This window comes from Streptomyces sp. Inha503, from assembly GCF_047215865.1.
In the GTDB taxonomy this organism is placed as follows: domain Bacteria; phylum Actinomycetota; class Actinomycetes; order Streptomycetales; family Streptomycetaceae; genus Streptomyces; species Streptomyces lycopersici.
In genome coordinates, this window is sequence record NZ_CP178360.1 from 3913109 (window position 1) to 3939429 (window position 26321).

General features: G+C 73.3%; 23 protein-coding genes and 1 riboswitch. Of the genes, 13 read left to right on the forward strand and 10 right to left on the reverse strand.

Annotated features, from left to right (window positions below; all coding sequences use genetic code 11):
* Nucleotides 1–4 precede the first annotated feature (4 nt).
* Together ACJX2R_RS16140 and rsmH are read right to left on the reverse strand one after the other, a co-directional pair.
* Nucleotides 5–583 carry a septum formation initiator family protein gene (locus ACJX2R_RS16140; RefSeq protein ID WP_413100668.1) on the reverse strand — a complete coding sequence of 193 codons (579 nt, stop codon included), beginning with the start codon at nucleotides 581–583 and terminating at the stop codon, nucleotides 5–7.
* The gene (gene rsmH / locus ACJX2R_RS16145; protein ID WP_413100669.1) at nucleotides 580–1542 is read right to left on the reverse strand and encodes a 16S rRNA (cytosine(1402)-N(4))-methyltransferase RsmH; all 963 of its coding nucleotides are present in this window, start codon (nucleotides 1540–1542) and stop codon (nucleotides 580–582) included. Before rsmH ends, ACJX2R_RS16140 begins: the two co-directional genes overlap by 4 nt.
* A 409-nt stretch (nucleotides 1543–1951) precedes the next feature.
* Here rsmH and ACJX2R_RS16150 point away from each other — a divergent pair, with 409 nt between their 5' ends.
* From ACJX2R_RS16150 to ACJX2R_RS16165, 4 genes are all read left to right on the forward strand, one after another.
* A complete protein-coding gene (locus ACJX2R_RS16150; RefSeq protein WP_413100670.1) occupies nucleotides 1952–2506 on the forward strand; it encodes a beta-class carbonic anhydrase in 555 nt (184 codons plus the stop codon).
* Between the two features lie 220 nt (nucleotides 2507–2726).
* The gene (locus ACJX2R_RS16155) at nucleotides 2727–3779 is read left to right on the forward strand and encodes an AAA family ATPase (RefSeq protein WP_262701421.1); all 1053 of its coding nucleotides are present in this window, start codon (nucleotides 2727–2729) and stop codon (nucleotides 3777–3779) included.
* Nucleotides 3779–5167, forward strand: a complete 1389-nt coding sequence (locus tag ACJX2R_RS16160) for a DUF58 domain-containing protein (RefSeq protein WP_413100671.1) — start codon at nucleotides 3779–3781, stop codon at nucleotides 5165–5167. Before ACJX2R_RS16155 ends, ACJX2R_RS16160 begins: the two co-directional genes overlap by 1 nt.
* Complete coding sequence (locus tag ACJX2R_RS16165) at nucleotides 5164–7596, forward strand: transglutaminaseTgpA domain-containing protein (RefSeq protein WP_413100672.1); 2433 nt, start codon at nucleotides 5164–5166, stop codon at nucleotides 7594–7596. The genes ACJX2R_RS16160 and ACJX2R_RS16165 overlap by 4 nt, the downstream gene beginning before the upstream one ends.
* A 164-nt stretch (nucleotides 7597–7760) precedes the next feature.
* Here the strand turns inward: ACJX2R_RS16165 and ACJX2R_RS16170 are convergent, their stop codons facing one another.
* From ACJX2R_RS16170 to ACJX2R_RS16180, 3 genes are all read right to left on the reverse strand, one after another.
* Nucleotides 7761–8150 carry a DUF3040 domain-containing protein gene (locus tag ACJX2R_RS16170; RefSeq protein WP_262701424.1) on the reverse strand — a complete coding sequence of 130 codons (390 nt, stop codon included), beginning with the start codon at nucleotides 8148–8150 and terminating at the stop codon, nucleotides 7761–7763.
* Nucleotides 8151–8421: 271 nt separating this feature from the next.
* The gene (locus ACJX2R_RS16175; protein WP_413100673.1) at nucleotides 8422–9204 is read right to left on the reverse strand and encodes a methyltransferase; all 783 of its coding nucleotides are present in this window, start codon (nucleotides 9202–9204) and stop codon (nucleotides 8422–8424) included.
* A 326-nt stretch (nucleotides 9205–9530) separates the two neighbouring features.
* Nucleotides 9531–10061 carry an SAV_6107 family HEPN domain-containing protein gene (locus tag ACJX2R_RS16180; RefSeq protein WP_413100674.1) on the reverse strand — a complete coding sequence of 177 codons (531 nt, stop codon included), beginning with the start codon at nucleotides 10059–10061 and terminating at the stop codon, nucleotides 9531–9533.
* A gap of 192 nt (nucleotides 10062–10253) precedes the next feature.
* Between ACJX2R_RS16180 and ACJX2R_RS16185 the strand changes: the two genes are divergently transcribed.
* The 4 genes from ACJX2R_RS16185 (at nucleotide 10254) to ACJX2R_RS16200 (ending at nucleotide 15718) form a co-directional block, all read left to right on the forward strand.
* Complete coding sequence (locus tag ACJX2R_RS16185; protein ID WP_413100675.1) at nucleotides 10254–11117, forward strand: ATP-binding cassette domain-containing protein; 864 nt, start codon at nucleotides 10254–10256, stop codon at nucleotides 11115–11117.
* A complete protein-coding gene (locus tag ACJX2R_RS16190; RefSeq protein WP_413100676.1) occupies nucleotides 11089–13173 on the forward strand; it encodes a YhgE/Pip family protein in 2085 nt (694 codons plus the stop codon). Before ACJX2R_RS16185 ends, ACJX2R_RS16190 begins: the two co-directional genes overlap by 29 nt.
* Nucleotides 13174–13208: 35 nt before the next feature.
* Nucleotides 13209–13829: a TetR/AcrR family transcriptional regulator gene (locus ACJX2R_RS16195; protein WP_413100677.1), complete on the forward strand. Its 621-nt coding sequence runs from the start codon at nucleotides 13209–13211 to the stop codon at nucleotides 13827–13829.
* A gap of 332 nt (nucleotides 13830–14161) precedes the next feature.
* Nucleotides 14162–15718, forward strand: a complete 1557-nt coding sequence (locus ACJX2R_RS16200; RefSeq protein WP_413100678.1) for a phytoene desaturase family protein — start codon at nucleotides 14162–14164, stop codon at nucleotides 15716–15718.
* 180 nt (nucleotides 15719–15898) lie between these two features.
* Here ACJX2R_RS16200 and ACJX2R_RS16205 read toward each other — a convergent pair whose 3' ends face one another.
* The 5 genes from ACJX2R_RS16205 to ACJX2R_RS16225 form a co-directional block, all read right to left on the reverse strand.
* Nucleotides 15899–16894 carry a hypothetical protein gene (locus tag ACJX2R_RS16205; protein WP_413100679.1) on the reverse strand — a complete coding sequence of 332 codons (996 nt, stop codon included), beginning with the start codon at nucleotides 16892–16894 and terminating at the stop codon, nucleotides 15899–15901.
* 40 nt (nucleotides 16895–16934) lie between these two features.
* Entirely contained in the window at nucleotides 16935–17852 is a 918-nt protein-coding gene (gene metF, locus ACJX2R_RS16210; protein WP_262701432.1) for a methylenetetrahydrofolate reductase [NAD(P)H], read from the reverse strand.
* 205 nt (nucleotides 17853–18057) lie between these two features.
* A complete protein-coding gene (gene thiE, locus ACJX2R_RS16215; RefSeq protein WP_413100680.1) occupies nucleotides 18058–18726 on the reverse strand; it encodes a thiamine phosphate synthase in 669 nt (222 codons plus the stop codon).
* 140 nt (nucleotides 18727–18866) lie between these two features.
* Nucleotides 18867–19232, reverse strand: a complete 366-nt coding sequence (locus ACJX2R_RS16220; RefSeq protein ID WP_037949046.1) for an Rv2175c family DNA-binding protein — start codon at nucleotides 19230–19232, stop codon at nucleotides 18867–18869.
* Nucleotides 19233–19345: 113 nt separating this feature from the next.
* Nucleotides 19346–20551, reverse strand: a complete 1206-nt coding sequence (locus ACJX2R_RS16225; protein ID WP_413105870.1) for an NAD(P)/FAD-dependent oxidoreductase — start codon at nucleotides 20549–20551, stop codon at nucleotides 19346–19348.
* 417 nt (nucleotides 20552–20968) lie between these two features.
* Nucleotides 20969–21082: riboswitch (TPP riboswitch) on the forward strand.
* A gap of 105 nt (nucleotides 21083–21187) precedes the next feature.
* On the opposite strand from ACJX2R_RS16225, the gene thiO reads away from it, so the two are divergent.
* From thiO to pknB, 5 genes are all read left to right on the forward strand, one after another.
* On the forward strand, nucleotides 21188–22363 hold the full coding sequence (gene thiO, locus ACJX2R_RS16230; RefSeq protein ID WP_413105871.1) for a glycine oxidase ThiO: 1176 nt from the start codon (nucleotides 21188–21190) through the stop codon (nucleotides 22361–22363).
* On the forward strand, nucleotides 22360–22560 hold the full coding sequence (gene thiS / locus ACJX2R_RS16235; protein WP_020872049.1) for a sulfur carrier protein ThiS: 201 nt from the start codon (nucleotides 22360–22362) through the stop codon (nucleotides 22558–22560). The genes thiO and thiS overlap by 4 nt, the downstream gene beginning before the upstream one ends.
* Before the next feature lie 200 nt (nucleotides 22561–22760).
* Nucleotides 22761–23504, forward strand: coding sequence for a thiazole synthase (locus ACJX2R_RS16240; RefSeq protein WP_413105872.1), 744 nt, complete (start codon nucleotides 22761–22763; stop codon nucleotides 23502–23504).
* Nucleotides 23505–23703: 199 nt separating this feature from the next.
* Nucleotides 23704–24162, forward strand: a complete 459-nt coding sequence (locus tag ACJX2R_RS16245; protein ID WP_256649975.1) for an SRPBCC domain-containing protein — start codon at nucleotides 23704–23706, stop codon at nucleotides 24160–24162.
* 110 nt (nucleotides 24163–24272) lie between these two features.
* A complete protein-coding gene (gene pknB, locus ACJX2R_RS16250) occupies nucleotides 24273–26213 on the forward strand; it encodes a Stk1 family PASTA domain-containing Ser/Thr kinase (RefSeq protein WP_413100681.1) in 1941 nt (646 codons plus the stop codon).
* Nucleotides 26214–26321: the final 108 nt, after the last annotated feature.

The window sequence follows — 26321 nt, forward strand, 5'->3', positions numbered from 1 at the left end:
TCACCTACTGAGGGGCCGGGGTGGAGTTCGCGGAGGCGGAGGCAGAGGTGGATACGGAGGCGGAGGGACCGGTGGGCAACCCCCACGGGGTCACCGAGGGCGTGGCGGACGGCGGCGACGGCGGCGCGAGGGCGGACGGAGTGGGCGACGCCTCGGACACGGGCGACGCCTGGGATGGCGTGGCGCCGAGTGCGGGCGGCAGCACCCGGCCGGGGCCGCCGAGCACCGAGGGCTGCCCCGTGGCCGGGGCGGGCACCCCGCTGACCGAGCCGTCCGGGTTGAGGAAGGCGGGGGTGCCGCCGGGCACCATCCCCAGCTCCCGGGCGCGCCGCTCCAGCTCGCCGGGCGCGGAGAGCTTGTCCACGTCCTGCTGGAGGGCCTGGCGCTCGTCGGTGAGCTCCTTGGTCTGCTTCTCGAGCCTGGTGAGCTCGAACGACCCCTGGTTGAGGGAGGAGTTCAGCAGCAGCAGCGCGATCAGGCCGGAGCCGAGCAGGACCACGACGAGCAGCACGAAGGGTGTGCGCCTGGCCGTGGCGGCGCCCGGCGCCGGCCGTCCTTTCGGGCCCGTCCCCCGCGCACTCATGGGGCGACCTCTTCCCGGATGCGCTCCGCCCCCCGGAACCGCGCCGGGGCGGCCCGGCGGTTCTCGGCGATCTCCTCCTCGGTGGGCAGCTCCGCGCCACGGGTGAGCAGCTTCAGCCGGGGCTGGTACTGCTCGGGGATGACCGGCAGCCCCGGGGGCGCCGTATGGCTGGCACCGGCCGCGAGCACCTGCTTGACCAGGCGGTCCTCCAGCGAGTGATACGACAGCACGGCGATCCGCCCGCCGACCGCGAGCGCCCTTACGGCCGCCGGGATGGCCCGCTCCAGGACCGCGAGCTCGCCGTTGACCTCGATCCGCAGCGCCTGGAAGGTGCGCTTGGCCGGATTGCCGCCGGTGCGCTTGGCGGCCTGCGGCAGCGCCTCGCGAATCAGCTCGACGAGCCGGGCGCTGTTGGTGAACGGCTCCTTGGCGCGCTCGCGCACCACCGCGTCCACGATCTTCCTGGCGAACTTCTCCTCGCCGTACGTCCGCAGGATGCGCACCAGGTCGCCCGGCGGATAGGTGTTGAGCACCTCGGCCGCGCTGACTCCGGTGGTCTGGTCCATCCGCATGTCCAGCGGGGCGTCCTGGGCGTAGGCGAAACCGCGCCCGGCCTCGTCCAGCTGCATGGACGACACACCGAGGTCGAAGAGGATCCCCTGGACGCGCGGGACGCCGAGCCGGTCGAGGACCTCGGGCAGCTCGTCGTAGACCGCGTGGACCAGCGTCGCCCGGTCGCCGTAAGGGGCGAGCCGCTCCCCGGCGAGCCGCAGTGCGGACGGGTCGCGGTCCAGGGCGATCAGCCGGGCCTCGGGGAAGTCGCGCAGCAGCGCCTCGCTGTGGCCGCCGAGGCCCAGGGTGCAGTCGACCACGACCGCGCCGGGCTGGGCGAGAGCGGGGGCCAGCATGTCCAGGCAGCGCTGGAGCATGACGGGAACATGGAGAGCGTTGCTGCTCATTGCGCTGCTCGTGCGCCCTTCTGAGGATCGGGCGAGGATGATACGCACCGCCGGGTCCCCGCCCGCTCTGAAGGGGAAGTGGCCTACTGGCGCCGGGGAAGTGACGTCAGGCGACCGGAGCGGGAGGAGGCCGAGGGGTACGTACGCACCGCGCTCACGCGAAATTCCGGGATCCGAGGGGAGCGTCACGCCTCCCACTTCGCGCCACTTTAGTCCACTCGTCCCTTCGGTCAACCAACCGGCCTGCGCGTCCCGCCCCAGGGGTGATATCCCCTCCCCCGGGCACCGGACCGCGGGGCGCGGGGGGTTGTGGACTGCCTCACATCACCCCTTCGGCCCACCTCGTTGCCCCCGTTTGCCCTACCTAAAGAGAAGACAAAATTCCCTGGTGAGAGGTAGCGTCGTCATCATGTCGATATCAGCGCCGCAGCCGAACCCATCCACCGACCGCGACGCCCGCACGGGAGACACGGTCACCGACAGCCTCGTGGAGGCCAACCGCAGTTACGCCGCGAAGTTCACCGACCCGGGGATGGACGCGCGCCCGGTGCGGCGCGTCGCCATCGTCGCGTGCATGGACGCCCGTCTGGACCTGCATGAGGCACTCGGCCTGGAACTGGGCGACTGCCATACCATCCGCAACGCGGGCGGTGTGGTCACCGACGACATCATCCGCTCCCTGACCATCAGCCAGCGGGCCCTCGGGACCCGCAGCGTCGTGCTCATCCACCACACCGGCTGCGGTCTGCTGAACCTCACCGAGGACTTCCGGCACGAGCTGGAGGCGGAGGTGGGACAGCGGCCGTCGTGGGCGGTCGAGGCGTTCAAGGACCTCGACGCCGACGTCCGCCAGTCGATGCAGCGGGTGCGCACCTCGCCGTTCCTGTTGCACACCGACGATGTCCGCGGCTTCATCTTCGATGTGACGACGGGTCTGCTGCGGGAGGTCACGCCGCGGACGTGAGAGGTGCTGGAGATACGGAAGGGATTCAGCACTCGAACTCGTACAAGCGTGACAAATAACCCCGGGTTATCCACAGCCGAGTGACGCGAGGCCGCGGAGACCGCAAGAATGCATAGGTGACATCGTCCCCCGCAACCACGCGGGGGTCCGATGTCAGCGTTTGCGGTGGGCCGGTCCGTTCCGAGGGCAACGGCCCTGAGAACGGGCCGAGGAGGGCCGGGTGACGACCTATGACGAGCGAGCGAGCCTCAGCGATCTGACCACCACAGCGGATCGGATCCGCAGGTCGGTGGAGGGTGTGATCGAGGGCAAGCCCGAGGTCGTACGGCTTTCGCTGACCGTGCTGCTCGCCGAGGGGCATCTGCTGATCGAGGACGTCCCGGGCGTGGGCAAGACCATGCTGGCCAAGGCGCTCGCCCGGTCCATCGACTGCTCCGTGCGGCGTATCCAGTTCACCCCGGACCTGCTGCCGTCCGACATCACCGGCGTGAGCATCTTCGACCAGCAGCGCAAGGAGTTCGAGTTCAAACCGGGCGCCATCTTCGCCCAGATCGTGATTGGCGACGAGATCAACCGCGCCTCGCCCAAGACCCAGTCCGCGCTGCTGGAGTCGATGGAGGAGCGCCAGGTCACCATCGACGGCGAGAGCCATGAGCTGCCCAACCCGTTCATGGTGGTGGCCACGCAGAACCCGGTCGAGATGGAGGGCACCTATCCGCTGCCCGAGGCGCAGCGCGACCGCTTCATGGCCCGTGTCTCCATCGGGTACCCCAGCCCGCAGGCCGAGCTCCAGATGCTGGACGTCCACGGCGGGGTCTCCCCGCTGGACGACCTACAGCCCGTGGCGCATGCCCATGAGATCGTCAAGCTGATCGAGGCGGTGCGCTCGGTGCACGTCGCCGAGGCCGTCCGGCGTTACGCGGTGGAGCTGGTGGCCGCCACCCGCAACCACCCCGATCTGCGGCTGGGCGCCTCGCCGCGCGCCACGCTGCATCTGCTGCGGGCCGCCAAGGCGTCGGCCGCGCTGGCCGGGCGGGACTTCGCACTGCCGGACGATGTGCAGACCCTCGCCGTCGCGGTGCTGGCCCACCGGCTGCTGCCCACCGCGCAGGCCCAGCTGAACCGCCGCACCTCCGAGCAGGTCGTCGCGGACATCGTGCAGCGCACCCCGGTGCCCACCTCCGCCCAGCGCGGCGCGGGCGGGATGCCCCCCATGCCACCCATGCCCCCGGCCGACTTCGGACGGCAGCAGCCGGGCGCGCGGAGGCTGTGATGACCGCAGGGGGGACGGGCATGGGCCCGGAGGGGCCCGGCGCCGGCGAGCAGCCGGGCGGGCTGCGGGCCGCCCTCGCCGGTCTGACCACCCGCGGCCGTTCCTTCCTGGCCGCCGGGGTGGCCGCCGCGGTGTGCAGCTATGTCCTGGGCCAGGCGGATCTGCTGCGGGTCGGGCTGCTGCTGGCAGCCCTGCCGCTGGTCTGCGTGGCCGTGGTCTACCGCACCCGGTACCGGGTGGCGGGCAGCCGACGGCTCGCGCCCGCGCGGGTGCCCGCGGGCTCCGAGGCCCGGGTGCACCTGCGGATGGACAATGTCTCGCGGCTGCCCACCGGGCTGCTGATGCTCCAGGACCGGGTGCCCTATGTGCTGGGGCCGCGCCCGAGGTTCGTACTGGACCGGGTGGAGCCGGGCGGCCGCCGCGAGGTGTCCTACCGGGTCCGCTCCGATCTGCGCGGCCGCTATCCGCTGGGCCCGCTCCAGCTGCGGCTGAGCGATCCGTTCGGGATGTGCGAGCTCACCCGCGCCTTCAGCGCCTACGACACGCTCACGGTGGTGCCCCGCGTCGAGCCGCTGCCCCCGGTGCGCCTGACCGGCGAGGCCGCGGGGTACGGGGACGGGCGGCACCGCTCGCTGGCGCTGGCCGGTGAGGACGACGTCATCCCGCGCGGCTACCGCATAGGCGACGATCTGCGCCGGGTGCACTGGCGCTCCACCGCGCGCTACGGGGAGCTCATGGTCCGCCGGGAGGAGCAGCCGCAGCGGGCCCACTGCACGGTGCTGCTGGACACCCGGCGCACCGCCCACTACGGCTCCGGGCCGGACTCGGCCTTCGAATGGGCGGTCTCCGGGGCGGCCTCGGCCGCGGTCCACCTGCTGGAGCGGGGCTACGCGGTCCGGCTGCTGACCGACACCGGCAGCTCGGTGCCCGGCCCGGACGGCGGAGGCGGCTTCGCCGGTTCCACCCATGACTCGGCGGAGACGGCCGGGCTGATGCTGGACACCCTCGCCGTGGTGGACCACTCCGACGGCGGAGGGCTGTCGCCCGCCTATGAGGTGCTGCGCGGCGGCGGTGAGGGGCTGCTGGTGGCCTTCCTGGGCGATCTGGACGAGGAGCAGGCGGCGATGGCCGCCCGGATGCGCCACCGCACCACGGCCGCGCTGGCCTTTGTGCTGGACGGCGCCGCCTGGTCGCGCGGGGCGGAGCTCGGCAGCACACAGGAGCTGGAGGACCGGCTGCGGCGGCTGCGCGAGGCGGGGTGGACGGCGCTGCCGGTCGGCCCCGGGGCCTCGCTGGCGCAGCTGTGGCGGCAGGCCGACGCCCAGGGCGCCACCCGGGCGGACGCCGGAAGCCGCGCGGTCGGCGGCATGACAGGGAGCTGGGCATGAGTGGAAGCGTTCGGCTCGCGATATGCGCGGCGCTGGCCACGGTGGCGGCGGCCTGTGCGCTGCTGCCGCTGGTGGATCCGGCGAGCTGGCTGTTGCAGGCCGTCCTGTTGCTGACGGTCCAGAGCGCCGCGGGCGTGGCGGCCCGCCGGGTGCCGCTGGCCCGCCCGCTGACGCTGGCCGCACAGGCCGTGGTGACGCTGCTGCTGCTCACCCTGGTCTTCGCGCACGACCAGGCGCTGGGCGGGCTGCTGCCGAGCCCGCAGGCGCTCCACGAGTTCGCGCTGCTGCTGCGCGACGGCGCCGACGACGTGGGGCAGTACGCGATCCCCGCACCGCTCACCGACGGCATCCGGCTGATGCTGGTGGGCGGGGTGCTGGTGATCGGCCTGGTGGTCGACGCGCTCGCGGTCACCTACCGCAGCGCGGCCCCCGCCGGGCTTCCGCTGCTCGCGCTCTACTCGGTCGCGGCCGGTCTGTCCGACGACGGGAGCGACTGGCTGTGGTTCCTGCTGGCGGCGGCCGGCTATCTGCTGCTGCTCCTGGCCGAGGGCCGGGACCGGCTGTCCCAGTGGGGCCGGGTGTTCAGCGGCGGAGCCCCGCATCCGGCGGGGATGCCGCCATCGGGCCTGGCCGGGGCGGGAGGCAGCCCGGCGCTCGCCCCGGTGCGCACCGGCCGCAGGATCGGCGTGCTGGCGCTCGGTATCGCGCTCGCGGTGCCCGCGGTGCTGCCCTCCCTGGACGGCGGGCTGCTGGACCGGCAGGGCGGCGGCGGCGGGGCGGGCAGCGGCGGCGGCACGATCTCGGCGGTCAACCCGCTGGTGTCGCTCCAGGACAGCCTGAACCAGCCGGAGAACAAGGAGGTGCTGCGCTATCGCACATCCTCGCAGACCACCCAGGACCTCTATCTGCGGATCGTGGCGCTGGACCGGTTCGACGGCACCTCGTGGAAGTCGTCCGAGCGGCATGTCACCGATGTGCCCAGTCAGCTTCCCTCGCCCACCGGGCTCGGCCCCTCGGTCCGGGTCTCCTCGATCGACACCTCGATCTCGGCCGCCGACTGGTACGCGCAGAACTGGCTGCCCCTCCCCTACCCCGCCTCCAGGGTCGAGATCGACGGGCGCTGGCGCTATGAGCCGGAGGGCCGCACGCTGGTCGGCGACCGCGGCCAGACCACCCGGGGCGCGCGCTACCGGGTCACCAGCCTGCTGGTGGAGCCGACGGCCGACCAACTGGCGGCCGCCCCGGCACCGCCCTCCCGGCTGCGGAGTGAGTACACCGAGGTGCCGGACTCGCTGCCGTCCGTGGTGGCCCGTACGGCGCGGGAGGTGACCGCCGGCGCGGCGAACGCGTACGAGAAGGCGGTCAAGCTCCAGGACTGGTTCGCGGTGAACGGCGGATTCCGTTACGACACCCAGGTGCAGTCCGGCAGCGGCTCGGCCGCCATCGTCCGGTTCCTGAAGCAGAAGGAGGGCTTCTGCGTCCACTTCTCCTTCTCGATGGCGGCGATGGCCCGGACGCTGGGCATTCCGGCGCGGGTCGCGGTCGGGTTCACCCCCGGCACCGCCCAGGCGGACGGCTCGGTGTCGGTGGGTCTGAAGGACGCGCACGCCTGGCCCGAGCTGTACTTCGAGGGCGTGGGCTGGACCCGTTTCGAGCCCACCCCGAGCCGGGGCACCCAGCCCGACTACACGATGGAGCAGACGCCCTCGGGCACCCCGACCGACGAGCCCACGACCGAGCCCACCGAGACCTCCGAGCCGACGGCCGCGCCGACCGCGTCCGACAGCTGCCCCCCGGACATGAAGAAGCTGGGCACCTGTGGCGGCGCCGCGGCCCAGCAGCCGGACAACGGCGCCTCGGGCGGGGGCTGGTCGGCCACCAAGGTCACCAGCTGGAGTTCGCTGGCGGTGCTGCTGGCCGTGGTGCCCCTGCTGCCCATGCTGTGGCGGCGGCGGACACGGACCCGCAGACTGAACGGCTCGGGCGGGCGCACCGAGCAGGACGCCGCCGACCGGGTGCTCGCCGCATGGCGTGAACTCACCGACTCGGCCTGGGACTTCGGCGTACTGCCGGACGACTCGCTGACCTCGCGCAGAGCGGTGGCCCGGATGGTGCGGATCGCCGGGCTCGACGACGAACCGGCCCGGGCGGCGCGGCGGGTGGCCGAGGCGGTCGAGCAGGCGCTGTACGCACCGCGGCCGCGCCCGGTCACGGGCGTCGCTGACGACGTCCGGCTGGTACTGGCCGGATTCCGGGCCAAGGCGGGGCGGCGGGAGCGGCTGCGGGCGCTGCTGGCCCCGCGGTCCGCGGCCCAGCTGGCGTGGGCGGCGGGACAGCGCTGGTCGGCGCTGGTCGAGCGGTGGGGGGCGCCCCGCTGGGCCCGCTGGGCCTCCCAGCTCCGGACCCCGCGCGGCCAGCAGGAGAACTGATCCCCGGGCGGCCCTGAGCGCCTGTGACCGAGCCCCCGCGCATGGCGCGGGGGCTCGGCCGTGAGCTACGGCACGGTCCAAGGGCCGTGCCCCAGCAGCGCACCGCACGGTTGAGGGGCGGTCGCCAGTCGGCGACCGCCCCTCAACCGCTCATCCGTGAATTCTCAGTGGCCCTGCTCATCACGGCGCCGCTGCCACCGCTCCTCGATGCGTGTCATCATCGAACGGCGCTGACGGCCCTGACGGCGGGGAGCCGCCCCGCCGCGCTGTGCCTCACCGGGTTTGGGAGCCTTGCGCCAACCGGTCACCGCGAGCACCGCGCATCCCAGCATGATCAGGAAGCCCACCACGCTGATCCAGATCTGGGGAACGATCACCCCGACCATGAGGAGTGCGATGCCCACCAGAAAACCCGCGACCGCCTGGTAGACCCGTCGCCGGGTGTACGTTCGCAGGCCGCTTCCCTCAAGCGCTGTCGCGAACTTGGGATCTTCGGCGTACAGCGCTCGCTCCATTTGCTCGAGCATGCGCTGCTCGTGCTCCGAGAGCGGCACGGAGTCCTCCTACTCGTCGGTCGCGGGGGGCGACCGGGTGCGACCCTTTCAGGATAGGCAGGGAATCGCCCCCGTGAAACCCGCCCCTCAACGCCAATTCGCCCACCCCTTCGGGCGTGGCGAAAGTTGACGCTGAGACGTCCATTCCCCTCCCGCCGATTGGCCATGCCGGACGGTGTACCCCGATCATACGGCGCCGGGCGGCCGATCGGGTCTCCTGTGGCCGACTCCACCTGCGCCGCCCGTCGTCGGACGGGGCGGGAGGAGCGCTCTAGTCCCGCTCGGCGAGAACGTGCAGCTGAGTGGCGACGGAGCGGAAGGCGGGCAGCTCGGCGGCGGCCTCCTCCAGCTGCAACAGGGCGTCCAGCGCCCCGGGCTCGGTGTCCACGAGCACCCCGGGGACAAGATCGGCGAAGACCCGCACCCCGTGCACCGCGGCGATCTCCAGACCGGCCGCGCGCACCAGCCCGGACAGCTGGTCCTCGGTGAAGCGGCGCGGCATCGGGTCCCCGGAGCCCCAGCGGCCCTCGGGGTCGGTAAGCGCTTGCCGGGCCTCGGTGAAGTGACCGGCCAGCGCGCGGGCCAGCACGGCGCCGCCCAGGCCCGCGGCGAGCACGCTGAGGGTCCCGGCCGGGCGCAGGGCCGCCGCCGCGTTCCGCAGGCCCTCGGCGGGGTCGTCCACGTACTCCAGGACGCCATGGCAGAGCACCACGTCGTGACCGCCGCGCTCGACCACGTCGAACAGCCCGTGGGCATCGCCCTGGACCCCGCGCACCCGGTCGGCGACCCCGGCCTCGGCGGCCCGCCGCTCCAGCGCGAACAGCGCGTTCGGACTCGGGTCGACCACGGTGACGCGGTGGCCGAGGCGGGCCACGGGGACGGCGAAATTACCGCTGCCGCCGCCGGTGTCCAGGACGTCCAGCGCGCCGTGCACGGCCTCGCCCCCGGCGGGCTCCCGGCCCGCGGCCTTGGCCCGCCGGTCCAGGGCGTCTTTCAGGACCTCCCAGACCACGGCGGTACGGAGGGACGCACGGGGGCGCTGCGGGTCTGACACGGCGGGTGGCTCCTCGGCGCGGTGCCGCCACTGCCCGTAGGCGGTGACGACGGCTTGCTGAACGTCGGCGCTCCCAGCCTATTGCCTCCGTGGGGCGGGCCGCGCCGAGGCGGCCGGCGGACCGGCGCCACCCACGGATACCGCCCCCAGCGGACACCCGACCGTCCCCGCGCGGTGCCGGACCACTCCCACGCGGACCCCGGACGACCCCCAGCGCGGGTACGGGGGCCGCCCTCACGCCCATGCCGGAGCACCTTCCGACGCCCATGCCGGAGCGCCTCCCACACCCATATCGGAGCGCCCCCCGCGCCGATACCGGCCGCCCCTCAGGCCCCCGACGGGCCCGGCTCGTCGTCCGGCCTCTGGTGGGGCAGGGCGGGCTGGAGCATCAGCATGCGCTCCACCAGACGCAGGAACATCGCGGTGGCGCGCAGCAGATCGTCCGCGTCCCGCGGGCTCGCGGCGCCCTGTATCCCCGCCTCGGCGCGGGCCCGGCGATCGGCGCCGGAGGCGAACAGGGCGCTCCACTCGGCCAGTTCGGGAGCGACCTCGGGCAGCACCTCCCAGGCGCTGCGGATCCGGGCGCGGCGGCGCGCGGTGGGCTCGGGGCGGCCGCGCACGGCGAGCACGGCGGCGGCCGTGCGCAGGGCGGCCAGATGTGCGGTCGCAAAGCGCTCGTTGGCGGTCTCGAGCGCGGCGGCCTCCTCCAGCCCCTCATGGGCCTGGGTGAGCAGGGCCGCGGCGGCGGGTGGGGCGGACGCGCGGCGCAGCACGGGGTGAACATCGCTCGCGGGACCGGTCAACGAGGGGGCAGGGGCGGCGGCACGGTGCCGGCGCGCTGCGGCGGTACTGGCCATGACGAACCTCCTGTCGTCGCGTGGCGGCCGCTCGTGTGGTAAAGCGACCGCCGTATGGGGCCATCGTGGGGCACACCACTGACAATCGGCCCTGACCAGCGCGAACACCCCCGATGCCACGCCCCGCCCGGCCATGCTCCATACTGGTTTTTGCACTGACCAGTCAGTTCAAAAATCAAGGAAGTGATCTGTGTGGGGGGCACCCCAGAGGCGGAGACCGGGGCGGCGGTGACGGCCGAGGGACTCGGCGTCAGGGGGTCGCACGGCTGGGCGTTCCGCGGTGCCGACATCGCCGCCGACCCGGGTGCGCTGATCGCCGTCGAGGGCCCGTCGGGCTCGGGCCGCACCTCCCTGCTGCTCACGCTCACCGGCCGGATGCGCCCCACCGAGGGACACGGCGGTGTCGGTGGCTTCCGAGTGCCCCAACAGATGGCGCGCATACGCCGGATCAGCGCACTCGCGCATGTGCCGGGCGTCACCGAGCTCGACCCGGCGCTCACGGTCGCCGAGCATCTGCGCGAGCGGGCCCTGCTGCGGCGCCGGTTCGCCGACTCCCCGCGCGGGCTGCTGCGCCGACGCCGGGAGCGGACCGCCACGTCCCGGGCCGGGATCGACGCCGCCCTCACGGCCGCCGGGCTGGACCTCGACACGCTGCCCAAGGGGCCGCGTACGGCCGTACGGGACCTGGAGCGGCTGGAGGCGCTGCGGCTGTCGATCGCGCTCGCGCTCATCGCCCGGCCGCGGCTGCTGGCCGTCGACGACGCCGACCTGAAGCTCTCGGACGACGATCGCGAGCGGGCCTGGGCGCTGCTGCGGGAGATCGCGGAGGACGGCACCACGGTCCTCGCGGTGTGCAGCCAGGCCCCGCCCGGCGCGGTCGTGGTCCGCACCGCGCGCACCAGCGCCGCCGAGAACGCCGAGAACGGCGAGAAGGGCGGAAACGGCGAGAAGGCGCGCCGGACCCAGCAGGCCGACGCGCCCGCCGCCGAAGGACACGCACACGACGAGAACGAGGAGGGGTCGGCGGATGCGCTCGCCGAAACTCGCCGCGCTTGAGCTGAAGCGGTTCGGGAGGGGCAAGCTGCCGCGCGCGGCGCTCGCCGCCCTGCTCCTGCTGCCGCTGCTCTACGGCGCGCTGTACCTGTGGTCCTTCTGGGATCCGTACGGCAAGCTCAACAAGATCCCGGTCGCCCTCGTCAACTCGGACACCGGCGCCACCGTGAAGGGCGAGCACCTCACCGCGGGCGACGACATCACCGGCAAGCTGCTCGGCAGCGAGACCTTCGACTGGCACCCCACGAGCGCCGCCGAGGCCCGTAAGGGCGTCGCGAACGGCACGTACTACCTCTCGCTGACCGTCCCCCCGGACTTCAGCCGGCAGATCGCCTCCAGCTCCGGGAAGTCCCCGGAGACCGGCGCCCTCAAGGTGCGCACCAACGACGCCAACAACTACATCGTCGGCCAGATCTCCCGCTCGGTCTTCTCCGAGGTGCGCGCCGCGGCCTCCACCAAGGCGTCCCGCGGCTTCTACGACAACATCTTCATCTCCTTCGCCGACATCCACGGCGAGACGGAGAAGGCCGCCGACAGCGCCGACAAGCTCGGTAAGGGCATCGGCAAGGCCAAGAAGGGCGCTGACGACCTCGCCAAGGGCCTGGCGAAGGCCAAGGAGGGCAGCCGCGATCTGAAGTCCGGGCTCGGCACGCTCTACAAGGGCTCCGGGACGCTCGAGACCGGCGCGGGCGGGGTCGCCGACGGCACCCAGTCCCTGTCCGACAAGGTCAACGACGTGGCGGCCAAGGTCCGCCCGTTCCTCAAGGAGCACGGCAAGGAGATCGGGGACATCTCCCAACTGGTCGCCGACGCCTCCCAGAAGGCGTCCGACAACCTCGACACCCTGCCGGAGAAGACCTCCACGGCGGCCACCAAGGCCCGTAAGGCGTCCGACGACCTCGCCGCCGACTACCGGACCCGCTGCGGGGGCGCGGTGCCCACTGACCCGGACTGCCCCGCGCTGAAGAAGTCGGTGGCGGCGGCCGACACCGCCGCCGATGTGGCCGAGGACGTCGACAAGCTGGTCCAGGACCACACCGGCCAACTCGACGCCCTCGGCGGTCATCTGGACGATCTGCACGACCAGGCGCTCTGGCTCGCGCACAACGCCCCGCACCTGGACACCGACCTCGACTCCGCCGTACGGAAGATCAACACCCTCAACTCCGGGGCGCGGAAGGTCGCCAAGGGCGCCGGAACCCTGCACACCGGGCTGAGCACCGCCAGGACCGGCGCCTCCGACCTCGACAGCGGCGTCGGTAAGGCGCGCGGCGGCGCGGACACCCTGGGCGGCGGGATGTACCGGCTCGTGGACGGCTCCGGGAAGCTCTCCGGCGGTCTGCACGACGGCGCGGCCAAGATCCCCGACTACGGCAAGCAGGACCGGGACGCCCGTACGGAGGTGATGTCGGATCCGGTGCGGCTGGTGAACCAGGCGCTGCACAAGGCGCCCAACTACGGCACGGGCTTCGCCCCGTACTTCATCCCGCTCTCCCTGTGGGTCGGCGCGATGGTGGCCTACATGCTGATCCAGCCGCTCAACGGGCGCGCCCTGGCGGCGGGCGCGTCCTCCTGGCGGATCGCGTTCGCGGGCTGGCTGCCGGTCGCCGCGATCGGTGTGCTCCAGACGGCGGCCCTGATGGCGGTGTTGCACTGGGCGATCGGCCTCGAGATGGTGCGGGCCGCGGGCACGCTCGGTTTCCTGATGCTGGTGACGGCCTGTTTCGCGGCGATCGTGCAGTGGCTGAACGCCCGCTTCGGACCGGCCGGCCGGATCCTGGTACTGGCCCTGCTGATGCTCCAATTGACCTCGGCGGGCGGCACCTATCCGGTGCAGACCAGTCCGCGCTTCTTCAACGCCATCCACCCCTTCCTGCCGATGACCTACGTGGTGGACGGGTTGCGCCGGCTGATCACCGGCGGCGGGCTCGGACCGGTGTGGCTGGCCTGCGGAGTGCTCCTCGGTTTCACCGCGGCCGCCCTGGCGCTCACCGCGTGGTCGGCGCGGCGCCGGCAGGTGTGGACGGTGGACCGGCTGCACCCGGAACTGAGCCTGTGAGCGGGATAACATCGACAACGGGCAGAATCGGCGCCATGGACAGCAGCAGCACGCGCCGCCAGGCCACCCGGCAGAAACTCTTCGAGGCAGCGGTCACCCTCATCGCCGAACAGGGCTTCTCCTCCACCACCGTGGACGAGATCGCCGAGCGGGCCGGGGTGGCCAAGGGCACGGTGTACTACAACTTCGCCAGCAAGACCGTGCTCTTCGAGGAGCTGCTGCGGCACGGCATCGAGTTGCTGACCGCCTCGCTCCAGACCGCCGCCGACGAGAACGCCGAGCGCGGCGGCAGCCATGTGGACGCGCTGGACGCCATGGTCCGGGCCGGGCTGGACTTCATCTCCCGCTATCCGTCGCTGACCCAGCTGTACGTGGCCGAGCTGTGGCGCACCAACCGCGCCTGGCAGTCCACCTTGATGATGGTCCGGCAGCGGGCCATAGCGGTGATCGAGGCCGAGCTGCGGGCCGGGGTGGCCGCGCATGAGCTCAGCGAGGACATCGACATCCCGCTGACGGCCTCGGCGCTGTTCGGGATGGTGCTGGTGGCCGCGCTGGACTGGCAGTCCTATCAGCCGGAGCGGTCGCTGGAGGATGTGCACGCGGCGCTGTCACGGCTGTTGCAGGGCCGCGTCGGCGGGACCGTGGCCTCGGGGTGAAAGCAGAAGGCGCTGTTCCGGCAGATCGACTTTCGTCGGCCTGACCGGAACAGCGCCTCCCCCCGTAACTCCCCCGTACTTCCCCCGTTGGAGGCTCCTGGTCCGGAGACTCCCGGTGACTCCCACCTTTCGTCCGGGCCCGCGCCGTTCCGCCGCCCCGTGCCGGCGGTGCGGCGCGTGCCCTTCCGTGTGCTCCACTCTCCCGTCCGCGCAGGTGGCGGCCCATCCGCGCGGCTACTCATCTCCCCGGCTGAGTACGCGTACTCAGCTCTGCGCGTTCGTCCCCAGGCACGGTGACCCGGCTGTCGGTGGGGGCGGATAAAGTCGCGGTCATGGCACGGATTGTGGTGATCGGCTCCGGGATGGGCGCCATGGCGGCGGCCGCCCGGCTGGCCGTGGCGGGCCACCGGGTGGTGGTGTACGAGCGCGGGCGCACCCATGGCGGCGGGGTCGGCCGCTTCGAGCGGGACGGCTTCCGCTTCGACACGGGCCCGGGGCTGCTGCATCTGCCCGCCGTCCACCGGGATCTGTTCGTGAAGACCGGCAAGCAGACCCTGGAGCAGAGCGTGGAGCTCGTCCAGGTCGACCCGGCGAGCCGGCACCTCTTCGCGGACGGCACGGACGTCCGGCTGCCCAACGCCTCGCGGGCCGGGGTGCTCCGGGCGCTGGACGGCGCCTTCGGCGCGGGCGCGGGCGAGCGCTGGAGCGATCTCGTCAACCGGGCGCGCGAGGTGTGGGACGCCACCCGCAGGCCGCTCCTGGAGGAGCCGCTGCGCGCCGACTGGCGGGTTCTGGGCCGCGACCCCTATCCGGCCGCCCCGGTGCGGCGCGGCCGGCTCGGCGGGCTGTTCCGCCGGGGCGGCACCGCCGGGCCGCCCACGCTCGCCGAGGTGGCCCGCCGTGAGCTGGGGGATCCGCGCGCCGTGGCCCTCCTGGAGAGCCATGCGCTGGCGCACGGCCTGGACCCGCGATCAGCCCCCGCCGCGGCCACCGTGCTGCCCTACGTCGAGCAGACATTCGGCACCTGGTACGTGCGCGGGGGGATGCGGGCGCTCGCCGACGCCCTCCACGAGCGCTGCCGTCAGCGGAAAGTGGAATTCCACTTCGATGCCGAGGTCACCGGCATCGTGGAGAAGGACGGCCGTGCGGCGGGTGTGGAGCTGGCCGACGGCACCGTCGCGGAGGCCGACGCGGTGGTCTCGGGCATCGACCCCGCGCTGCTTCCCCCACTGCTCGGCGGGCAGCGGCCCTGGCGGGAGGGGGACGTGCGGCCGGAGCCGGGCGCGGGCGGCGGCGCCCCGGGGCGGCTGACCGTCTTTCTGGCGCTGCGCGGAGCCCGCCCCGAGGACACCGCACACCGCACCGTGGTCCACGCCCCGGACCGCGACGCGGAGTTGGCCGCCGTCTTCGGCGACGGCCAGGGGCTCCGCGAGCCCTGCCCCCGCCCCACGGTGACCGTGCTGCGTCCGGACGACCCCACGGTGCGCCCGGACGCGGAGCACGAGGCCGTCACCCTTACCGCCGTCGTCGCCCCGCACGGCCCGGTGGACTGGACGGACGGCGCGGCGGCGGAGCGGGACGCCCAGCGGCTGATCACGGCCGCCGAGGCCGCGATACCGGACTTGCGGGGGCGGCTGCTGTGGCATGAGGTCCGCACCCCCGCCGACACCGCGGCGGAGACGGGCGCCCGGGGCGGCGGCGTTCCGGGCCCGGTGCTCGCCGGGGCGGACGGCGCGTTTCTGCGGCCCGCCAATGCCACCCGGATACCGGGTCTGTATCTGGCGGGCGGCTGGGCCCATCCGGGCGGCGGGCTCGCCCACGCGGGGATGTCGGGCGCGCTGGTGGCCGGGCTGATCGTCGAGGGCGGGGACTGGCGCGGCTCCCAGTAACGCGGGCCAGAGCGGCGCGTCCCAGCCGTAGCGCGGACTCGGGTGGCGCGTCCCAGCCGTAACGCGCGCTTGGGCGGCGCGTCCCAGCCGTAGCGCGGGCCCGGGAAACCAGCAGCGTGGGCCCCGGGGACGCACGGGTGGGTGCCGCTTCCGGGAGCGGCACCCACCTGTCGGCCGAGCTCAGTAGCGGTACTGCTCGTCGAAGCCCTGGGGGTAGCCCTGGTTCTGGCCCTGCTGCTGGTACGGGTACGCCTGCTGGTCCGCCGGGGGCGGGGCGTCGCCCTCGCGCTGCTGCGGCACCCAGGGCCCGCCGGACTGCGTCACGTCGTACGCCGGGTCCGGCGAGGGGTAGCCGGCCTCGGCCGCCCAGTGGTCGCCGCCGCCGTAGGTCCCGCCGTACGGATCCTGCTGGCCGTAGGCCGCGTACTGGTCGGCGTACTGCTGCTGGCCGTACCCCTGCTGGTCGTAAGGCTGCTGGTCGTAGGGCTGGGCCTGGGGCTGGGCGCCGCCGTACGGGTCCTGGCCGTACGCCGCGTACGCCTCGTTCCCATAGCCGTACTGCCCGGCCTGGCCCATCTGGTCCGCGTAGACGTCCTGGCCGTAGTTGTGGCCCTGCCCCTGGCTGTGGTCCTGCTGCGCGCCGTAGCCGCCGTACGTCTCGTACGCGCTGTAGCCGTCCGCCGTCGCCTCGCTGTACGCGCCCGAGGCCGGGGTGAAGGGGGACGGCTCCTCGTAGACGCCGTACTCGCCGGTGTCGTCGGGCATCGGCTGCGGCTGGTAGGTGGGCGGCTCCGGCTGGTACGCGGGCGGCTCCGGCCGCGCCGCCGGGACCGCCTCCAGGTCGGAGACCTCGAGGATCGGCTCCTTGTCCGCGTCGTCCGGCCAGACGCTCCTCCCCTCGCGCCCGAGCAGCCCCGGCAGCCCGCCGCTCAGGGCCCAGCCCGCGGCGAAACCGCGGCGGAAGGAGAGGGTCACATACGTCTGGCCGACGGCGAAGGCGATCGCGCCCGCACCGATCACCGGAACCGACGGGATCAGCACACCGAGGACCACGCCCAGGAAGCCGACGAAGGCCAACAGCCGCCAGCGGAGCCGCGCCTTGTACTGAAGGAGGACCTCTCCCAGCAGCCATAGCGCGACGACGCCGAAAGCGATGTAGAGGACCGTCCAGCCCATGCCCGCCCCTCTCAATGCGGCCGCCCGTCGGCTGCCGTCGTCAGGACCGCTGATGCAGTCCCAGATTCTCGTAGATTTCCAGCGTCGCCGTGGAGTGGTTCAGGGTAATGAAGTGCAGCCCGGGGATCTCCTCGGCCATCAACCGCGCGCACAGCTTCGTGGCGTAGTCGATCCCGATCGAGCGTACAGCCGCCGGGTCGTCCTTCACCGCCAGGATCCGCTCAGCCAGTTCGGGCGGGAACGCCGCATTGCTGAGCTGCGCGAACCGCTCGATCTGCTTGACGTTCGTGACCGGCATGATCTCAGGGATGATCGGCGTCGTACAGCCCGCTGCGGCGACCCGGTCGCGCAGCCGCAGATAGTCCTCGGGGTAGAAGAACATCTGCGTGATGGCGAAGTCGGCGCCCGCGCGGCACTTGTCGATGAAGTGACGGATGTCGGTGTCCCAGTCCGTCGAGCGGGGGTGCATCTCGGGGAACGCGGCCACGCCGACACAGAAGTCGCCGGACTCCTTGATCAGCTGGACCAGATCGGCGGCGTAGGTGAGACCGTCGGGGTGTTGGATCCACTCCCCCATGGGGTCGCCCGGCGGGTCGCCGCGCAGGGCCAGCATGTTCCGGATCCCGGCGCCGGCGTACTGCCCGATGATGTTGCGCAGCTCGGCCCGGGAGTGATTGACCGCGGTCAGATGGGCGACGGGGGTGAGCGTGGTGTCCGTCGCGATGCGCTCGGTGGCACGCACGGTGCCCTCGCGGGAGGAACCGCCGGCTCCGTAGGTCACGGAGACGAAGGTGGGCGAGACGGCTTCCAGCCTGCGGATGGCGTTCCACAGCGTCTGCTCGCCCTTCGCCGTTTTGGGGGCGAAGAATTCGAAGGAATACGACTGCTCGCCCGACGCGAGCAGATCGCGCACGGTTCGGGCGCGATCGGTCCTGGTGGAAGCGGTGCCTAGGGCCATATGTGCAGGCTATCGACCCGGCTCGGCTACGCCCACCCGGCCTCGGAGATATGGGGGTTTTGCCAGCTTTCTGTCCGCAGTGCGGACAGTTCCGTACGCCTTCGACCGGCGGGCGGGCCGGGCCGGATGAAAGGTGGGTGAAGCCCAGGTGAAAAGCCGGGCCGGGCCGCGGGGCGGGCCGCGCCCCGGTCGGATCGCGTCCCGGTCAGGCCGCCATGCGGACCCGCTTCGCCAGTTCGGCCGTCGCCCCCGCCGGGTCGTCGGCGGCCGTGATGGCCCGGACCACGACGATGCGGCGGGCGCCCGCCTCCAGGACCTGGTCCAGGTTGGAGGCGTCGATTCCGCCGATGGCGAACCACGGACGCTCCGTGCCCAGCGCGGCGGCGTAACGCACCAGGGACAGCCCCGGGGCGGGGCGGCCCGGCTTGGTGGGGGTGGGCCAGCAGGGGCCGGTGCAGAAATAGTCCACACCGGGCTGGACGGCCGCCGCGTCCACCTCCGCCTCCGCGTGGGTGGAGCGCCCGATCAGCACGTCCTCGCCGAGGATCGCGCGCGCCGCGGCCACCGGGAGGTCGCCCTGGCCCAGATGGAGCACATCCGAGCCGATGGCATGCGCGATGTCGGCCCGGTCGTTGACGGCCAGCAGCTTGCCGTGCCGTCGGCAGGCGTCCGCGAAGACCTGGAGGCGCTCCAGCTCCTCGGCCGCCTCCATCTCCTTGTCCCGGAGCTGGACGATGTCCACCCCCGCCCCCAGGACGGCGTCCAGGAACTCCGGCAGATCGCCCTGGCGCTTCCGGGCGTCGGTGCACAGATAGAGGCGGGCGTCGGCCAGCCGCTCGCGAGCGGTGGTGGTGGCGGTGGCGGCGGTGGACATGGGTCCCCCCGGAGGGTCGGGCGGCGTACGGGCCGTGAGTGGATCGCGGCCCGTACGCCAGGTGCGATCAGGGTGCGGTCAGGTGCGAAAAGCCACGGAAGGCTGGGCGCTGAAGGCGTCAGTTGGTGTTCAGACGGCGTTCAGACGGCGAGGGCCTGGGCGCGCCGCTTCACTTCCGTACCGCGATTCTCGCTCAGCGCCCGCGCCGGGGTGCCGGGCAGGCTTGGGTCGGGGGTGAAGAGCCACTCCAGCATCTCTTCGTCGCTGAAGCCGTCGTCCTTCAGAAGCGTCAAGGTCCCCACGAGGCCCTTGACGACCTTTCCGTCACCGATGAACTCCTCGGGCACCTGAAGGACCCTGTTCTCGCCACGGCGCACGGCGATCAGCTGGCCCTCCTTGACCAGCTGCCGGACGCGCGTCACCTCGACCCCCAGCCGTTCGGCGACGTCGGGGAGGGTGAGCCAGGCGGGGACGAGAGCATCGATCTTTGCGTCAATCTCGGTCACGGAACAAGCCTGCCATCTGGGACTGACAGTGGGTAGCCGGGCGTCCGCCGCACGGGGCGCCCGGCCCGCCCCGGGCGCCCCGGCCGACGGCCGATCGGCGGTCGGCCCGCCGGTCAGAGGACGGCCGACTTCAGCGGCACCGAGGGGTCCTCGGCCCGCGTCCGGTCCAGCCGGGCGCCGCGCTCGATCAGCTTGCGCCCCTGGGCCAGATCGCGCGGACGGCCGACGGCCAGCAGGGCGACCAGGGCGCCCTCGCGCAGCCAGCACACCGACCAGGCGGCACCGGCCGGATCGCCGCGCCAGACCAGCTCGTCGGCCTCCGAGTGGTGCCCGGCGTACTGCACGAAGCGCCCGAACTGCTCGGACCAGAAGTACGGCACCGGGTCGTACACCACACCGGGGAAGTGAGCGGCCGTCCGGCTCCCCACCACATTGGCGGCGACGGTGCGCGGGCCCTGGAGCGCGTTGTCCCAGTGGTGCACCAGCAGTCGCGTTCCGTAGCGGGCGGACGGGAAGGAGGCGCAGTCGCCGACCGCGTAGACGTCCGGCGCGGAGGCGCGCAGCCGGTCGTCGGCGGCGACGGACCGGTCCTCGGCCAGCTCCACGCCCGAGCCCGCGAGCCAGTCCGTGGCGGGCCGGGCCCCGATCCCGACGACCACCGCGCCCGCGCGCAGCCGGGTGCCGTCGCCGAGCAGCAGCCCGCTCTCGTCGACGGAGGCCACTCGGGCGCCCGTGACCAGCCGGGCGCCGTAGTCCTCGTACCAGGCCGCCATGGGGGCCGCGACCTCGGCCGGGAGCGCGCCCGCCAGCGGCCGGTCGGCGGCCTCGACGACGGTCACGGCGCAGCCCGCCTCGCGCGCCGCGGTGGCGAACTCCGCGCCGATCCAGCCCGCCCCGACGACCGCGATCTCGCGCTGCCGGGCGAGTACCGGGCGCAGCCGTTGGGCGTCGTCCAGGGTGCGCAGCAGATGGACGCCGGGCTCTCGTTCGCTGCCGGGCAGACTGGCCGGCAGGCTGCCCGGCAGCGGGATCGGCTCGGCGCCGGTGGCGATCACCAGGACGTCATACGGGAGCTGGACGGTCGCGGTCTCGACCTGTCGCTTGTCCGGGCGCAGGCCGGTGACCTCGACGCCGAGCCGCAGCCCGATGCCGAGCCCGGCGAAGTCCACGTCGAGCGTCGAGCCCTCGGCCTTTCCGAGCAGTACGGCCTTGGACAGCGGGGGGCGGTCGTAGGGCTGGTGGGGCTCCGCGCCCAGCAGGACGATCTCCCCGGTCCAGCCGTGCTCGCGCAGCGCGACGGCGGTTTGCACCCCCGCCATGCCCGCGCCGACGATCACCACGCGCTGACCGGCGCCGTTCGAGGACGGCTTCGTCGTCGTCTCATCGCTCACACGATCACTGTATTGCGGCTGGTGGGGCGGACTGGAGAGCGGCTTACGAGAGGTCGGACACAGAGCGGGGGGTCGGAGGGGGGTGGGCGAGGGTTGGGCGGGGGTCGGGGGCGGGGTGCGGGTTGTGGGCGCCTTCGGCGGTGAGCCCCCACCCCGCCCCTTCCCGAAACGAGGGGGCTCCGCCCCCTCGGCCCCCGCCGGGGCTCCGCCCCGGACCCCGCTCCTCAAGCGCCGGAGGGGCTGGAATGGGAACCGCCGGGGCTGAATGGGGAGCCGCCGGGGTTGGGCTTCCTGGTGTACGGCCGGTCTTTCGGGCTATTCGGGGCACGTACTAGGGTGGCGGGACAGAGCACTCGCGGGAGCCCGGGCGGACCGGGCTGAGAGGGAGGCTGGGACGGCCTCCGACCGTACGAACCTGATCCGGGTCATGCCGGCGAAGGGAGGGGCAGCGTGTCCACGCACGCACCAGGTCACCGTCACGACCACAGTCACGACCACGGTCACGGTCACGGACCTCGTACATCAGGCGGGTCGCCACCCGGCGGACGCTACGACGCCCTCGTCATCGGCGGCGGCATTATCGGGCTGGTCACGGCCTGGCGGGCGGCCCAGCGCGGGCTGCGCACCGCGCTCGTCGACCCCGCGCCCGGCGGCGGAGCCGCCTGGGTCGCGGCCGGGATGCTGGCGGCCGTCACCGAACTGCACTACGGCGAGCAGACCCTGCTCGGCCTCAACATGGCCTCCGCACGCCGCTATCCGGACTTCGTGGCCGAGCTCGAGGAGGCCGGTGGCCAGGACGTGGGCCACCGTGCGTGCGGCACGCTCGCCGTCGCGTTCGACGCCGACGACCGCGCCCATCTGCGCGAGCTCCACACCTTCCAGCAGGGGCTCGGGCTGGAGTCCGAGTGGCTGTCGGGGCGTGAATGCCGTCGTCTGGAGCCGATGCTCGCGCCGGGCGTACACGGCGGGCTGCGTGTCGCCGGTGACCACCAGGTGGATCCACGGCGGCTGACCGCGGCGCTGCTCACCGCGTGCGAGCGGGCCGGGGTCGCCTTCCACCGCGACCGCGCGGAACGGCTGCTGCTGGACGGCGACCGCGCCATCGGGGTCGAGCTGACCGGGGGCACGCGCCTGGCCGCCGAGCGGACCGCACTGGCCGCGGGCAGCCTCAGCGGACGGCTCGCGGGCGTTCCCGAGGACGTCCTGCCGCCCGTACGGCCCGTCAAGGGGCAGGTGGTGCGGCTGTCGGTGCCCGAGCGGTACGCGCCGTTCCTCTCCCGGACCGTACGGGCCGTGGTGCGCGGCGCGCCGGTCTACCTGGTGCCTCGCGAGAACGGCGAGTTGGTCATCGGCGCGACCAGCGAGGAGCTGGGCTGGGACACCACGGTCACCGCGGGCGGGGTGTACGAACTGCTGCGGGACGCCCATGAGGTGGTACCCGGCATCACCGAACTGCCGCTGGTGGAGACGTCCGCCGGGCTGCGCCCCGGCTCCCCCGACAACGCCCCGATGCTCGGCCCGACCGCGCTGCCGGGGCTGTTGGTGGCCAGCGGCCACTTCCGCAACGGCGTGCTTCTCACCCCGATCACCGGCGATGTCATGGCCGAAGCCCTCACCAGCGGAGAACTCCCCCCGGAGGCCCGGCCGTTCAGCCCGCGGCGCTTCACGGCTCCCTCGGCGACTCCCTCTCCCGGTGCCCCCGGCGCCGCGCACTCCCCAGCACAGGAGCAGCACACATGACCGTCTCCGTCAACGGCGAGCCTCGCGAAGTGCCCGAGGGCACCACGCTCGACCGGCTCGTCGCGACCCTCACCCAGGCACCCTCGGGTGTCGCCGCCGCCGTCAACGAGACGGTCGTCCCGCGCACCCAGTGGTCCGCGACCTCGCTCGGCGACGGTGATCGCGTCGAGGTCCTCACCGCGGTCCAAGGAGGCTGATCCCAACCATGGCTCCCACCACGACCACCCCGGCCACCGCGACCACCCAGGCCACCCCGGCCGCCGTCACCACCGCCCCCGACGCCACGACGGCCCACGGCGCCGCCGACCGCGCCGCCGACCACGCCGCCGACCACGCGACGCTCGCCACGCCCGACCCGCTGACCATCGCCGGGACCGACTTCGGCTCCCGGCTGATCATGGGCACGGGCGGCGCACCCAGCCTGGACATCCTGGAGCGCTCGCTGCTGGCCTCCGGCACCGAGCTGACGACCGTCGCGATGCGGCGGCTCGACCCCACGGTGCAGGGGTCGGTGCTCTCCGTGCTCGACCGGCACGGGATCCGCCCGCTGCCCAACACCGCCGGGTGTTTCACCGCCGGTGAGGCCGTGCTCACCGCCCGCCTCGCCCGGGAGGCCCTGGGCACGGACTGGGTCAAGCTGGAGGTGGTCGCCGACGAGCGCACCCTGCTCCCCGATCCGATCGAGCTGCTGGACGCGGCCGAGATCCTGGTGGACGACGGGTTCACGGTTCTGCCGTACACCAATGACGATCCGATCCTGGCCCGGAAGCTGGAGGACGTCGGCTGCGCCGCGATCATGCCGCTCGGCTCCCCGATCGGCTCCGGGCTCGGCATCCGCAACCCGCACAACTTCCAGCTGATCACCGAGCGCGCCACCGTGCCGGTGATCCTGGACGCGGGCGCGGGCACGGCGTCGGACGCCGCGCTGGCCATGGAGCTGGGGTGCGCGGCGGTGATGCTCGCCTCGGCCGTCACCCGAGCCCAGGAGCCGGAGCTGATGGCGGGGGCGATGCGGCACGCCGTGGAGGCGGGGCGGCTGGCCCACCGGGCGGGCCGGATCCCGCGCCGCCACTTCGCCGAGGCGTCGAGCCCGGCCGAGGGCCTGGCCGCCCTCGACCCCGAGCGCCCGGCCTTCGGCTGAGCGCTCCGCTGGAAGTGTCGCGATGCGTCGCCGGCCGACCGCGGCGCCGTCGTGGCTGGGCGCGCCCGCGCGGCGGAGCCGCACGTCGACACAGCCCCGCGCCCCTTCGGGGCCCTGGCCTTCGGCCAGCCCGGTGTCCGGGCCCCCCGGGGCCCTACCGTGGAGGGAGGGAGCAGCCCACAGCCCGGAGGTGGTCGCCGTGACCGTGACCGTGGACGACCGGATCGAGCGCGAGGTGTACGTACCGGCGCCGATCGACCGGGTGTGGCGGGTGCTGACCACGCCCGAGCACATCCGCGCCTGGTACGCCCCCGGCGGCTGCGAGATCGATCCGCACCCCGGCGGGCGGCTCCGGTTCCGCTGGGACGAGCACGGAGAGTTCCACGGCATGGTCGAGCGGGCGGTTCCGGACGCCCTCTTCCGCTTCCGGCTGGCCCTGGAGCCCGATCACGCCCCCTCGGACCCCGGCGAAGCCACCCTCGTGGAGTTCGCGCTCTCGCCCGAGGGGCGGGGCACCCGGCTGCGGTTCGCGGAGAGCGGTATCCGCGCCCTGGCCGTCCCCGACGACGCCAAGGCCAAGCACGCCGAGTACGCCACGCTGTCCTGGACCTCCGCGCTGGAGGAGCTGGCCGCGATCGCCGCCGCGTCGCACAACTGACCCGCAAGTGTCACGGTCACTGACCCGCAAGTGTCACCGTTCCGCTGTAGTGCCCGCCCTGCCTGGGGCGGGCGGTCCTGGCCGATATCGGCGCCTCGTAGACTTCCCCCGTGGATACGACCCTCCAGGACCCCCTCGTCGGGCAGGAGCTCGACGGCCGCTACCGCATCGAGGCGCGCATCGCCGTTGGCGGGATGGCGACGGTCTACCGGGCCGTCGACACCCGGCTGGACCGTGTGCTCGCGCTGAAGGTGATGCACCAGAGCCTCGCCTCCGACGCCGCCTTCGTCGAGCGCTTCATCCGGGAGGCGAAGTCCGTCGCGAGACTCGCGCACGCCAATGTGGTCGCCGTCTACGACCAGGGGACCGACGGCAGCCACGTCTATCTGGCCATGGAGTACGTCTCGGGCTGCACCCTGCGCGATGTGCTCCGCGGGCGCGGAGCGCTGCGCCCGCGCGCCGCGCTGGACATCCTGGAGCCGGTGCTGGCCGCGCTCGGGGCGGCCCACCGGGCCGGGTTCGTCCACCGCGACATGAAGCCCGAGAATGTGCTGATCGGGGACGACGGCCGGGTCAAGGTCGCCGACTTCGGCCTGGTCCGGGCGGTGGACACCAACACCAGCGCCTCCACCGGCAGCGTGCTCGGCACCGTCTCGTATCTCGCGCCCGAGCAGATCGAGCACGGCACGGCCGACACCCGCGCCGATGTCTACGCCTGCGGTGTGGTGCTGTACGAGATGCTGACCGGTGCCAAGCCGCACGGCGGCAGCACCCCGGCGCAGGTGCTCTACCAGCATCTGAACGAGGACGTCCCGCCGCCCTCCGCCCTCGCGCCCGGGGTCGCCCCGGAGCTGGACGCGCTGGTGGCCTCGGCCACCGCGCGCGCCGTCGACGCGCGCCCCGCCGACGCCGTCGCGCTGCTGAGCACGGCCCGTGCGGTACGGGCCGCGCTGACCGACGACCAGCTGGACGCGGTGCCGCCGCAGGCCAAGGAGGACGACTCGGCCGGGTCCGAGAACCGTACGGCGGTGATTCCGCGCCCGGCGGCGGCCGTCGACGGCCAGGACCAGCTCAACCACACCAGCCGTCTGGAGCTGCCCCCGGAACCGCCCCGGCAGGAGGGGCACCGCGGGGGCGGCCGCGGCGGCCGGGGCCGGCTGCCGCGGCGCGGGATCGTGACGATCGCCGCCGCGGTGCTGCTGGCGATCGCCCTCGGCGTCGGGGTCTGGTACATCAGCGTCGGCCAGTTCACCGAGGTCCCGCCGGTGCTGCGGAAGACCCAGGCGGAGGCCGAGAAGAAGCTGCGCGGCGCGGGTCTCGATGTGAAGGTCGTCAACGAGTTCAGCGATGTCGTCCCCAAGGGGAAGGTCATCGGCTCCAAGCCGGGTCCGGGTGAGCGCGTCCGCGACACCGGCACCGTGACCATCCGGGTCTCCCAGGGGCGCCCGCGGGCCGAGGTGCCCAATGTGGTGGGCATGCCGCTCGCCGAGGCCAAGCGGAAGATCGCGGACCAGGGGCTGACGGTCGGCAAGGTCACCGGCCGCTTCAGCAGTGAGACGGCCCAGGGCTCGGTCCTCTCCACCAGCCCGGGGCCCGACTCCGTGCGCCGCCCCGAGACGCCGGTGTCGATCGTGGTCAGCAGGGGCCAACCGGTCGACATCCCGGATGTGGTGGGCGATCCGGTCGACGAGGCCCGGTCCACGCTGGAGGACGAGGGCTTCAAGGTGAAGATCGCCGAGCGGCAGGTGTTCTCGGAGGAGGACAAGGGCTCGGTCGCCGAGCAGTCCCCGTCGACGGACGACGAGGCGGCCAAGGGCGACACGGTGACGCTGACCATCTCCAAGGGCGTGCAGATGGTCGAGGTGCCGGACGTCACGGGGATGAACGTGGACGACGCCAAGGCGAAGCTGGAGGACGCCGGGTTCGAGGTGGACGTCGAGAAGGCGCTGCTGTTCCCCGGGGACAAGGTGCAGGACCAGTCGGTGGAGGGCGGCGACGAGGCGCCCAAGGGCAGCACGATCACCATCAGGACCAAGGGCGGCGTGTTCTGAGGGCGCGGGGACGGATGGCGGCGGCCGGACGGCCGACGCCATCCGTCCGGCGGCCCATCCGGCCAACGCCATCCGTCCAGCGGCCCATCCGACCAACGCCATCCGTCC